Below are 11,361 nucleotides of genomic sequence, written 5' to 3'. Positions count from 1 at the left end.
GGCTGGCGTCCGATTCCAGGGCGGCTGCCTGCTAGCTACGCCCAGGTTCGCATGTGATGCAAAAGTTGTTTTCCGATCCCGAAGCGATCGCGGAGGATATCATCCGCGATGTCGGAACCAATCTCGTGGTCGGATTGCCGCTCGGGCTCGGCAAGGCCAACCACATCATCAACGCACTGTACGCACGCGCCGCTGCCGATCGTTCGATCAAGCTGACGTTATTTTCGGCACTGACGCTGGAGAAGCCGCGGCCCTCGAGCCTGCTTGAACAACGTTTCATCAGCCCGGTGATCGATCGCCTCTTTGGTGGTTATCCCGAGCTCGCCTATGCAAATGCACTGCACGCCGGAGAACTGCCGCCCAACGTCAAGGTGATCGAGTTTTTCTTCCTGGCCGGCAAATGGCTGCACGTGCCGTTCGCGCAGCAGCATTACATCTCCGCAAACTATACCCATGCTGCATCGTATTTGCTGGCGCGCGGACTCAATGTCGTCACGCCATTGGTGGCCAAGCGCGTCGTCGATGGCGTGACGCGTTACAGCCTGAGCTGCAACACTGACACGGCGCTTGATCTGCTGCGTGCGCGCGCCGAGGGGCGCGCTTCGTTCAAAGTGTTCGCGCAAGTCAATTCAGAACTGCCGTTCATGCCGGGTGCGGGCGATCTGCCGGGGGACGAATTTTCCGCGGTGCTCGACAGCCCCGCGACGGATTTCCCGCTGTTCGCCCCGCCGGCCGAGCCGGTCAGCGACACCAAATACGCGATCGGGCTTCACGCCGCGAGTCTCGTGCCTGATGGCGGCACGCTGCAGATCGGCATCGGGCAAGTCGGCGATGCGCTGGCGCAGGGGCTGATCGTCCGTCATCGGGACAGTACGCAGTTCCGGGCCATCATGAAGCGGCTCGCGCCCGGCGTGGAGCCGGTGGAGAGCGCGCCGTTCGCGAAGGGGCTGTATGGGGTCAGCGAAATGCTGATCGAGGCGTTTCTCAGCCTGATCGAGGCCGATATTCTCAAGCGCGAGTTCGACGGCGTCGTGCTGCACGGCGCATTTTTCCTCGGACCGAAATCGTTCTATCGCGCGTTGCGCGAGATGCCGCCCGACCAGCTCGCGCGCATCCAGATGATGCCGGTATCGTTCACCAACGAGCTCTATGGCGACGAGGATGCCAAGCGCCGCGCGCGTGTCGATGCCCGCTTCGTCAACAACGCGATGATGGCAACGCTGATGGGGGCGGCGGTCTCTGATGGTCTCGACAATGGCCAGGTCGTCAGCGGCGTCGGCGGCCAGTACAATTTCGTCGCGCAGGCGTTCGCGCTTCAAGGCGCACGGTCGATTCTTGCGCTGGAAGCGACGCGGCAGGCGGGCAGGAGGACGCACTCCAACATCCGCTGGAACTACGGTCACGAGACCATCCCGCGGCATCTGCGCGACGTGTTCGTCACCGAATACGGTGTTGCCGATGTCAGGGGCAAATCGGACGCCGAGACCATCGCGGCGATGCTCGCGGTCACGGATTCCCGTTTCCAGGATGAACTGGTGAAGATCGCCAAGGACGCCGGCAAGCTGCCGAAGGAGCATGAAATTCCGCGCGCGCATCGCGAGAACTTTCCGGAGCGGATCGCGGATGCCTTGAAGCCTGCGCGCGAGGACGGGCTGCTGCCGTCATTTCCGTTCGGCAGCGATTTTACCGAGGTCGAGCAGCGGCTGATACCGGCCTTGCAGTTGCTGCGAGAAGCGCAGCGGAGGCCGATGCTTCTGCCGGGATTGCTGTGGCAGGGGATGACCCAGCCGCCGGATGCCCCGAACCGCGAATGCCTGGCGCGGCTGGGCCTCGATCGTCCCACGACGTTCGCCGAACGTGCCTATCGCGCGCTGGTCAACGCGGCGCTGGCGCGAAGCGGGAGGTCCCGTAGGGTGGGCAAAGCGTAGCGTGCCCACCATCACTTTGTGCGGAGCGTAAGATTGGTGGGCACGGCGCTGCGCGCCTTTGCCCACCCTACGAAACCGAGCCCTACCTGTTCTTGTTCACCGGCTTGCGCTTCTCGATGAACGCCGCCATGCCTTCGGCGCGGTCTTCCAGCGCGAAGGTCGAGTGGAACAGGTTGCGCTCGACATTCATGCCCTCCGACAGCGGCGTCTCGAACGCGCGGTTGATGGCTTCCTTGGCCATCGCAGCCGCGGGCCGCGACATCGAGGCGATCTTTTCCGCGGCCGAGAGCGCTTCTTCCATCAATTTGTCTGATGGCACGACGCGGCTGACGAGGCCGGAACGCTCCGCCTCGGCCGCATCCATCATGCGTCCGGTGAGGCAGAGATCCATCGCCTTGGACTTGCCGATTGCGCGCGTCAGCCGCTGGGTGCCGCCGATACCGGGGATGGTGCCGAGCGTGATTTCGGGCTGGCCGAATTTGGCGGTATCGGAAGCGATGATGATGTCGCACATCATGGCGAGCTCGCAGCCGCCACCGAGCGCATAGCCGCTGACGGCCGCGATCGTCGGTTTCCGGCAGGTGGCGACGCGATCGCCGCCAATGGCGGTGAAATCGCTGGAGAACATGTCGATGAAGCTTTTCGGCTGCATCTCCTTGATGTCGGCGCCGGCGGCGAACGCCTTTTCGCTGCCGGTGAGCAGGATGCAGCCGATCTTGTCGTCGGCCTCGAGGTCATCGACCGCGGCAGCGATTTCACGAAACACGCCGAACGACAGCGCGTTGAGCATTTTCGGCCGGTTCAGCGTAATGATGCCGACCGCGCCCTTGCTCTCGACAATGATGTTCTCGAACGTTGCCATGATTCCACCCCGGATGGTCCTTTTCGCGGGCAATGTGCCCGCTGCCGGGGTGGGCTTCAAGTGGGCTGGCACGGATCCCGGATGCGGGGGTGCCGCGTCCGGTATGCCGATAGCTACGCCATGAACATGCGCGCGGCCGAGGCCACCGTCAGCAGGGCACCGAAGGCGATGAAGATCTTTCCGATGAGCGAGGTCTTGTCCAGGGTGGAACTCTCGTTGCTGGCGACCTGATCGGAGGTTTCCGATGCAGGTTTGGTCGAAGCCATCGCGACCGTCTGCGTGGCCGAGCCCTCGGGCGGTGTCGCCTGCAGCGCCCGATCGACATCGTTGAGCTCGTCGGAGGCAATTACGGTGGCATCGGCCGGCGCCTCGGCGTCAGCCGGCTTGTCCGCGGCCGATTGCAGGACGGTATTGGCCTTCTCAGACATCGCCGCCGACATCCCCTTGGCGCTGTCGGCCGGCGCATCGGCTGCCGTCATTTGCGCGTTGGCGTTGGCGAGCCATTCGGGCATCCCGGACGGAGTGCCGCCACTCGCATCGGCCACCTGCTTTTCCTCAGGCTGCTTGTTCTCGACAGGTTTCGATGCCGCACGCGTGGATTTGCGATGGGCGGAGCGCTTCTTCAGGGAACGCGAACCCTGCCTGGCGGACTTCTCGGACGTCGCGCCTTCCGGTTTCGATACCGCAGCGTCATCGGCACCGGCGGCCATCGTCGGCGATGGTGCTGCGAAACCCAACAAAAGCCCTGCCGCAAGAATGAAGGCCGACCCCGCGCTGGCTCGGATCGTCATGTGGAATCTCCCCATTGGCCGCCGCCCGGCGGCGAAATGAGACCCCTGAGGTGTCCACAGCGCGGCGGAAAATGGGAATCTTCGGGCAACACCGGGCAAAAGCTGGGCAATGTCGGTCAGCCGACGTGCTGGCGGGCATTTTGCCGACGCGGAATTAGCGAGCTACGCCGGATGCGAGCCTGCGCAATCGATGTTATGAGCCTGCCATCGCGCGGCCGGCCGTCCCCGATTCCCGGATGGGGAGCCAGCCCAAGCTGCCGACGGGGCCCCCCGATCACGAGTTCGTGATCGGGTTGTCCTGATGTAACAAATTGAAAGATCGATCGAATTGCAGGGTAGGAGCGCGGGTGCGCGAACGGGATGACGAATGGACCGCGCCTGATGCGGTCGGCCATTGCAGGCGACAGCGCGGCGTATCATCGCCTGCTCAAGGCCGTCACGCCGGTGCTCCGGGCCGCGGCGCGCCGCGGTCTGGCGCGGGCAGGGCAACCGGTCGATCAATCCGAGGACATCGTGCAGGACATTTTGCTGGCGGTCCATCTGAAGCGGCATACCTGGGATGTCACCGCCCCATTTGCCCCATGGCTGTTCGCGATCGCCCGCAACAAGCTGATCGACGCGCTGCGCCGCCGCGGCCGGCGGATTTTCGTCGATATTGACGATTTCGCCGAGACTCTGCCGGGCGAAACGCCGGCCGAAACGGCTTCGCCAAGCGAAGTTGCCGCCCAGCTCCAGACGCTGCCGGCCCGGCAGCGCGACGTGCTGCAGTCGATCGCGGTCGACAGCGCCTCGATCAAGGATACGGCGGCGAAATTTTCGATGAGCGAGGGCGCGGTGCGGGTGGCGCTGCACCGGGGGCTGACCAGCTTGACGGCGAAGTTGCGGGAAAATTGAGCATGGATACCGATCAGCTCATTCGAACGTTGGCGGCCGACAACGCGCACCGCGCGCGGCCGGTCGGCTTCGCGCTGATGCTGGCGCTCTTGGCCGCGGCGCCGGTTTCGCTGTTGATGTTCTTCACCGAGCTCGGCGTCAGGCCCGACGTGATGGTTGCGATGCGCAATCCGTTCTTCGACCTGAAATTCGCGGTGACGCTGGCGCTCGCGATCTCGGCAATTGCCGTCAGCCTGCATCTGTCGCGGCCCGAAGCCTCGCTGCGCGGATTTGGTTGGCTGCTGCTGGCGCCGGTGGGAATTTTGACCGCCGGGATCGGCGGCGAAATGATGATGCCGCAACGGCTGCCGATGATGACGCGGCTGGTCGGCAAGAATTCGTGGGTTTGTCTGACGGCAATTCTGCTGCTGTCGCTGCCCATCCTGGCCGGCGCGCTGCTCGGATTGCGTCACGGTGCCCCGTCGCGGCCTGCATTGGCGGGCGCCATCGCCGGACTGTTGTCGGCGGGATTGGCGGCAACGCTCTATGCCTCGCATTGCACGGATGATTCACCGCTGTTTGTCGCGACCTGGTACACGATCGCGACCGCGCTGGTGGCAGCGATCGGCGCGCTCGCCGGAGCGAAGCTGCTGAAATATTGATGCTCTTACCCTCCCCTGGAGGGGTCCGAGACGAGCGAAGCTCGCTCGTGGGTCGGCTCGCATGAGCGAAGCGAAATGCGAGACGGGGTGGGGTGATCTCTCCACTCGGGCACTGTTGGATGTGGAGAGACCGTCACCCCACCCCGCCGCTACGCGGCGACCCTCCCCCTCCAGGGGAGGGTAAGAAGCTCATGCCGCCGGCACGTTCTGCTGCATGCGGTGGAAGCGCAGCACCTGCTGCGCCGTCGAAGGCCGCAGCCGCTCATAGGTGTCCTTGCAAGCCGCCAGATCGGTCGGCTCCCCGCCGGACAGTTCGTCGCGCATCCTGATGATGGTCCTGACCGTCGACCATGACAGCCCTGCGACCTTCGCCAAAATCATCACGCCTTCGGCTCGGCTTTCGATCATCATGTTCTCGGCGATTGCGACCGGCACGTTGGCGAGCGCCGCAATCGAGGCGTTGGCCTCGTCGAATTTTCCGGCATCGGCAAACGATGCCAGTTCGGATTCGTCGAGCCGGCCGTGCTCGTACAGCGACTTGACCAGCGCGTGCGCAATCTCAGTGTCCTTGGTGATCTCAGAGGTCGCCGAGCGCGCGCGCCGCGTTGCCTCCTTGACCACGTTCGGGACCTCGGACGCCTGTTGCGGATTGGCGGCCTCCAGCCGCCGTCGCACCGTGTCGGAGGCCTTGGCGAGCAGTTTCAGGTAGAGATGCCGCGGCACGGACGGACGCATGCCGATGCAGGCGGTGAGATCGTCGTCGCCTTCGGCGCGGCTGACGAGGCGGGTAAAGCCGCGCTCGGTGAATTCCGCGCCGGGATTGTTGACGGTCGACTGGATCACCTGATCGTTGCCGCGCTGAACCAGCACGTCGGTGACCGCGCCGCTCAGCGTCTTGCGGGTCGAGATCGCCATCAAATGCGCCTGGCTCTTGCTGCGCGCATTCTCGATCAAGGTCTTGTCGTCGAGCCGCATCGATTGCGACAGCACAGGACCCGCAACCTCGATGACGTCGTCGAATGCAAGCGCGCGGATGGTGAGCGGCGGGGCAGTGTCGATCGGGGCGAGACGGTTGGCCAGCAGCATCTTGGCCGAGGTTTCGATGTGGTCGATCAGGCACTGGAAGACGTCGTCGAATAGCCCGACCTGCTCGTCCGAATAATCCACCGCGCCGTTGATGAAGAGATCGGTCACTCGGCGCAGCGTCTCTACCCGGCGAGCAACGGTTCCGTGCGCAAGCGTGGACTGCAGTTCGTCGAGCAGGTTTCCGGGAGAAGGAGAGGTGGCGGTCTTCGAAATCATGACTCTGTCCTGGAGCAAAAAGCGGCGGAGCTTCTTCGCCGCCGGAGCTGAAATATGTCGGATCAGGCGCTGGTAATACGGTTACGTCCCTGCGCCTTGGCTGCATAAAGCGCGCTATCGGCGCGCGCGAGGAATGTGTCTGATGTTTCGTTTGGGTTCAGCGTTGCAACGCCTGCCGACATCGTCACCTTCATGCCGGGCGAGAACGCGCTCCAGTCGAGATCGGCAATAATGGCGCGCAACCGGTCGAGCGCCTGCATGGCTTGGTCGACGTCCATGTCGGGCAGCACCAGCAGGAATTCCTCGCCGCCATATCGGCCGAACCGGTCGATGCTGCGGATGTTGGCAAACATGGTGATCGAGAATGTCCGCAGCACCTCGTCGCCGGTCGGGTGACCGTAGGCGTCGTTGATGCGCTTGAACCAGTCGAGGTCGATCAGTGCGATCGAGCAGGGCGATCCGCTGCGGCTCGCGCGGGCAATCTCCTCCTCCAGCATTCGCATGATGCTGCGGCGGTTGGACGACCCGGTCAGTTCGTCGAGTTCGGCAAGCTCCTCGATCCGCTTGTACGCCGCCTTCAGTTCGAAGCTGCGGTCGTAGAGCATCTTGCGCATGGTAGAGCCATACAGCCCCACGAAGGCGCATTGTCCGATGGTGAGGACAAAGGAAAGCATGGCCGCGACGCGTTCGGTCTGGGTGGTAATCGGCAGGCCGATCGGGGTGCTGGCAAACAGGAAGATCGGCGCCAGGCCTACGATGGTGAGGGTCCAGGTGATGATCGCCTGCCAGGACGTCATTCGCAGCGCGCCGAATCCGAAGATCAGGAATACGACGCTCAGGAAGGCAAACCCGATCTGTGGCGCGGCCAGCAGAAAACAGAGCTGGAGCGCGACGTGGCCGGCGACCTGGAAGATCGTGAGATAATGGTCCTCGAACCGGTCGTTGAAGTGGGCTTCCGACAACACGACAAAGACCGACACCAATCCGATGCCGGAAAGGAAATAGGTCGATGGAATGATGATCGGGACGGTGCCGGCGTAGCAATAGACCAGCAGGACCGAGGTGATGAGCAAATAGCTGACGCCTTGCACGGCCAGCATCTGGCGGCGCTGGCTGGTTCGGCGCTTCAATAGTTCCAGCGGCAGGCGGGCGACGCGCGTGGTCGCATTGTGGGAGCCTTGCCCCTGAAGCAATGATGCCGCGCTGCTCATGTCCCGCCGCTGTTGGTGATGCCGGACGAAACTTTAGGGAACAAAGCCTTTAGGTTTGGTATCTTTTGAGGCCGAATCGGCTCCGTTAAAACCCGGCCATTGCACTGATTTCGCAACGGAAATCTGCCGAATTCCGATAGTGCGGAGCCTGCCCGTGCGGGAACCCTGGGGCTTCACGCAAATGCTGCCCTGCCGGCGAAGCCTTGCTAAAGTCTGGGCGGCGCGTTTTCAGGAAAGTGTTTCCGTATTATGCTACCAATCCCGGGATTTAGCTCCTTTCTGGCGGCAAAATGGCCTGGCAATGGCCATCTGTGGGATAAATCACACATGCGATTCGGGCATTGCCGTAATGTGAAGAATCTCACTCTTCACATCGAACCGCCGGCCACCCCCGTCAGACCAACCTTGCGAGACGGCCATTGAGCGCGACACAGGCGGCTTCAGACGAAATTCTGATCGCTCGGATCGCTCAAGGCGACCGGCTCGCCATGCAGGTGCTTTACGGAAGGCACCATGTCAGGGTGTTCCGTTTCGGGCTTCGGCTCGTAAGGGACGAACAGGTCGCGGAAGACCTTATCAGCGAGGTTTTTCTCGATGTGTGGCGTCAGGCTGGCAAGTTCGAAGGCCGATCCGCCGTTACCACCTGGCTGTTGGCGATTACGCGGTTCAAGGCTCTTTCGGCACTCAGGCGCCGCAAGGACGTTGGGCTGGACGAGGAAACCGCGAACGCGATCGAGGATACGTCCGACGATCCGGAAGTGGTGGTGCAGAAGAAGGATACGGGTGAAGCGCTGCGCAAGTGCCTGACGGCACTTTCGGCAGAGCATCGGGAGATCGTCGATCTCGTCTACTACCACGAGAAGTCCGTGGAAGAGGTGGCCGAAATCGTCGGTATTCCGGAGAACACCGTCAAGACGCGCCTGTTTTATGCGCGCAAGAAATTGGCCGAGTTGCTCAAGGCAGCAGGCATAGAGCGAGGTTGGCCATGATGGCAGCGAGCAAGAAAATGCTGGATCACGAGCCCAGCGAAGTTGAGATGCTGTTGCCCTTCCACGCGGCCGGCACCCTGAGCGCGCGCGATGCACGCCGCGTCGAGGAAGCGCTTGCCGGGGATCCCGAGCTTGCCCGGCAATATGCCGTCATCCGCGAAGAATACGCCGGGACGATCAGCCTCAACGAGAGCCTGGGTGCACCGTCCACGCGCGCCATGCAGAAGCTGTTTGCCGCAATCGACGCGGAGCCTGTGCGCGAGCCCTCACGCTCGGTGAGCCTGTCCACGCGCGTATCGGAATTTTTCGCAAGCCTGTCGCCGCGTACGCTCGCCTGGTCGGCGAGCCTCGGTGCCGTAGCGCTCGTGTTGCAGGCCGGCGTGATCGGCGCCGTGCTGATGAAGAGCCAGACCGCGTTGTTCGAGACGGCGTCGCTAAGCCTGAACGAGCGGCCATCGGCGCCGATTACGCGCGATCTCGCAGGCAGCCTCGCGCCACCGCGCGCGCTGGTGCGGTTCGCGCCTGAAGCGCGCATCGCCGACATCACGGCGCTGCTCGACAACTACCAGGCATCGATCGACGGCGCCAAGGGCGGCATGTTCCGGCTGCAGTTCGGCAACAAGGCGATGAGCAAGGACGAGGTTGCTGGCCTGCTGAGCAGGCTGCAGCGTGAGAAAATCGTCAGCCTGGCGGTGGCAACGCCGTAAGGCCGCCTGGCGCTGTCAGGGCAAGCTGAGGTCCCATGGTTCATGATGGCGTGAGTTGGTGGACAAGGACCCAGTGTGCGGCATGGGTGGTGTCGGCCGCGCTGTTGCCGCTGATCGCTGTCGGACCCTCGGCGGCGCATGCGCAAAGCATCATGCGCACCCCCAATCTCAACGTCGGCGCGCGAGTACCCACCATCAATCCGACGGTGACGCCGCGGATCAGTCCGACCGTTGCGGCGCGGCCGGCCATGCGCGCCGATACCGTCGCACGGACGCCGCCGTCCCGGATCGGCACCATGAGTTCGACCCTGCGAGTCCGTCCGGGGGCCGGTGTGCAGTCGACGCTTCCCCATGCGCGGTTTTCGCCCAACCTCTATCCGGCTTGCGCCTATGCGCTCCGCGGTCCCGACGGCGAGTGCTTCGATCGTCCGGTGATGTCGGCCGGCGGCGGCAACGGTATCTCGGCCAAGAAGGGCAAGGGCGGATCGGGCAACAACAACGCACAGGCGGCGGTCAACCTGCGCGCGGTCAAGAACGAGCTCGTCGCCGAAATCGACGGCGCGTTATCTACTGCCGAGGCCGACGAACTGGCGCGGCGCCACGGCCTGGAGCGCATCGCGTCGCAGAACTTCCCGCTGCTCGGCGGCACCATCGGTCTGTTCCGCATCGTCGATAACCGGCCGGTGGACACCGTGCGCCGCGAACTCGCGGCCGACGCCAGCGTGCGTTCGGTGCAGCTCAATTTGCGATACTTCCTGCAGGATCAGAAGAAGGCTTCGACCGCGGGCGATGCCGCGCAATACGCCGTCACCCAGCTTCGGCTGCCTCAGGCGCACGCGCTCGTCCGCGGCATGAACGTCACCATTGCGGTGATCGATTCAGGTGTCGACGCCAAGCATCCCGAACTCGCCAATTCGGTTGCCGACAGTTTCGATGCGCTCGGAAGCAAGGAAGGTCCGCATGTCCACGGCACCGGCATTGCCGGCGCGATCGTGGCGCATGCCAAGCTGATGGGTAGCGCACCGGAGGCGAGGTTGATCGCGATCCGCGCGTTCGGCGCGGGATCGAAGGGTGCGGAGAGCACATCCTATGTCATCCTCCGGGGATTGGACTACGCGGCCGAGCACGGCGCGCAGATCATCAATATGAGCTTTGCCGGTCCGAAGGATCCGCTGATCGAGCGAGGCATCGCCGCGACGGCAGCCCGTGGCATCCTGATGGTGGCTGCGGCCGGCAATGCCGGTGCGAAATCGCCGCCGCTCTATCCGGCCGCCAATCCCAATGTCATTGCGGTGAGTGGCACCGACGCGCAGGAAAGACTGTTTGCGGCATCGAACCGGGGCAACCACATCGCGGTAGCCGCACCGGGCGCGGATATCTTCCTGCCGGCGCCCGATGAAAAATACCAGATCACGTCGGGCACCTCGTTCTCCGCCGCCTATATCAGCGGCGTCGCGGCGCTGATGCTGGAGCGTAATCCTTCGTTAAAGCCGGGCGATGTTCGCGCAATCCTGACCAGGACCGCCCGTGATCTCGGCACCCCCGGCCGTGACGATCAGTTTGGGGCAGGCGGAGCCGACGCCTTTGCCGCCGTTACCGCCACGGCCGCCGCACCGGCGGTTCCGCTTGCTTCGGTCTCCGGTAGGCCTGCGGGGGAGAAAGCGCCGACGCATGACCCGGCTGCGGATAACACTTCCGTGAGCCGCGCACTGAACGAGCCCGTGCCCTCAATGGCAGCGGACAAATCGGCGGCAAACGCCGCAAAATAGCCTGCCGCGCAGCGATTTTCCGACGATCGTCCCCGAACGCAAGGTTAAAAAACCGTCCGGCGTTTTGAACGTCAGGCGAGGGTCCTGCGACTTATCTATGTGGGAGCGGTAATCCCTCCCCATAGGCTGTATTCGGCGCGAGCGCCCATCCACCCCAAGCGCCCATATAGCTTGACCCGTCCGGTTGTCCCCCCGGACGGGTCTTTCATTTTCAGCGCAGGTTTTTGGACGCAGCTGCGTTGCGTGCGGCACCGTGACGGCTTGCAA

9 protein-coding genes and 1 pseudogene are annotated in these 11,361 nt (G+C 63.7%); 6 read left to right on the top strand and 4 right to left on the bottom strand.

Annotated features, from left to right (window positions below; translation table 11 throughout):
* The first annotated feature begins 56 nt into the window (after positions 1-56).
* A complete protein-coding gene (locus tag V1292_RS31710) occupies positions 57-1,928 on the top strand; it encodes an acetyl-CoA hydrolase/transferase C-terminal domain-containing protein (RefSeq protein ID WP_334376476.1) in 1,872 nt (623 codons plus the stop codon).
* 82 nt (positions 1,929-2,010) lie between these two features.
* On the opposite strand, the gene V1292_RS31705 is transcribed toward V1292_RS31710, so the two are convergent.
* A complete protein-coding gene (locus V1292_RS31705; protein WP_334376474.1) occupies positions 2,011-2,790 on the bottom strand; it encodes an enoyl-CoA hydratase in 780 nt (259 codons plus the stop codon).
* A gap of 113 nt (positions 2,791-2,903) precedes the next feature.
* On the bottom strand, positions 2,904-3,581 hold the full coding sequence (locus V1292_RS31700; RefSeq protein WP_334376472.1) for a hypothetical protein: 678 nt from the start codon (positions 3,579-3,581) through the stop codon (positions 2,904-2,906).
* A 347-nt stretch (positions 3,582-3,928) separates the two neighbouring features.
* Here V1292_RS31700 and V1292_RS31695 point away from each other — a divergent pair.
* Together V1292_RS31695 and V1292_RS31690 are read left to right on the top strand one after the other, a co-directional pair.
* Positions 3,929-4,475, top strand: a pseudogene (locus V1292_RS31695) (sigma-70 family RNA polymerase sigma factor).
* Positions 4,476-4,477: 2 nt separating this feature from the next.
* Complete coding sequence (locus V1292_RS31690) at positions 4,478-5,116, top strand: DUF1109 domain-containing protein (protein WP_334376471.1); 639 nt, start codon at positions 4,478-4,480, stop codon at positions 5,114-5,116.
* A gap of 189 nt (positions 5,117-5,305) precedes the next feature.
* Here V1292_RS31690 and V1292_RS31685 read toward each other — a convergent pair whose 3' ends face one another.
* Complete coding sequence (locus tag V1292_RS31685) at positions 5,306-6,418, bottom strand: DUF2336 domain-containing protein (RefSeq protein WP_334376470.1); 1,113 nt, start codon at positions 6,416-6,418, stop codon at positions 5,306-5,308.
* Positions 6,419-6,480: 62 nt separating this feature from the next.
* A complete protein-coding gene (locus tag V1292_RS31680) occupies positions 6,481-7,629 on the bottom strand; it encodes a GGDEF domain-containing protein (protein WP_442895584.1) in 1,149 nt (382 codons plus the stop codon).
* 419 nt (positions 7,630-8,048) lie between these two features.
* Here V1292_RS31680 and V1292_RS31675 point away from each other — a divergent pair, with 419 nt between their 5' ends.
* Genes V1292_RS31675 through V1292_RS31665 form a run of 3 tightly spaced genes read left to right on the top strand, consistent with a single transcriptional unit; the run spans position 8,049 to position 11,094 of the window.
* Positions 8,049-8,618: a sigma-70 family RNA polymerase sigma factor gene (locus V1292_RS31675; protein WP_028348949.1), complete on the top strand. Its 570-nt coding sequence runs from the start codon at positions 8,049-8,051 to the stop codon at positions 8,616-8,618.
* Positions 8,615-9,325, top strand: a complete 711-nt coding sequence (locus V1292_RS31670; protein ID WP_334376468.1) for a hypothetical protein — start codon at positions 8,615-8,617, stop codon at positions 9,323-9,325. Before V1292_RS31675 ends, V1292_RS31670 begins: the two co-directional genes overlap by 4 nt.
* A 35-nt stretch (positions 9,326-9,360) precedes the next feature.
* Complete coding sequence (locus V1292_RS31665) at positions 9,361-11,094, top strand: S8 family serine peptidase (RefSeq protein WP_334376467.1); 1,734 nt, start codon at positions 9,361-9,363, stop codon at positions 11,092-11,094.
* The last annotated feature ends 267 nt before the right edge of the window (positions 11,095-11,361 follow it).

The organism is Bradyrhizobium sp. AZCC 1719, assembly GCF_036924525.1.
GTDB lineage: Bacteria > Pseudomonadota > Alphaproteobacteria > Rhizobiales > Xanthobacteraceae > Bradyrhizobium.
Note: the sequence above shows the minus strand (reverse complement) of the source record. Positions and strands in the feature narration are given on the sequence as shown.

Excerpts from the sequence above, each read along its gene's own strand:
- V1292_RS31690 (WP_334376471.1), top strand. The coding sequence starts at position 4,478 with ATGGATACCGATCAGCTCATTCGAACGTTGGCGGCCGACAACGCGCAC.
- V1292_RS31705 (WP_334376474.1), bottom strand. The coding sequence starts at position 2,790 with ATGGCAACGTTCGAGAACATCATTGTCGAGAGCAAGGGCGCGGTCGGC.
- V1292_RS31700 (WP_334376472.1), bottom strand. The coding sequence starts at position 3,581 with ATGACGATCCGAGCCAGCGCGGGGTCGGCCTTCATTCTTGCGGCAGGG.
- V1292_RS31665 (WP_334376467.1), top strand. The coding sequence starts at position 9,361 with ATGGTTCATGATGGCGTGAGTTGGTGGACAAGGACCCAGTGTGCGGCA.
- V1292_RS31685 (WP_334376470.1), bottom strand. The coding sequence starts at position 6,418 with ATGATTTCGAAGACCGCCACCTCTCCTTCTCCCGGAAACCTGCTCGAC.
- V1292_RS31710 (WP_334376476.1), top strand. The coding sequence starts at position 57 with ATGCAAAAGTTGTTTTCCGATCCCGAAGCGATCGCGGAGGATATCATC.
- V1292_RS31680 (WP_442895584.1), bottom strand. The coding sequence starts at position 7,629 with ATGAGCAGCGCGGCATCATTGCTTCAGGGGCAAGGCTCCCACAATGCG.
- V1292_RS31670 (WP_334376468.1), top strand. The coding sequence starts at position 8,615 with ATGATGGCAGCGAGCAAGAAAATGCTGGATCACGAGCCCAGCGAAGTT.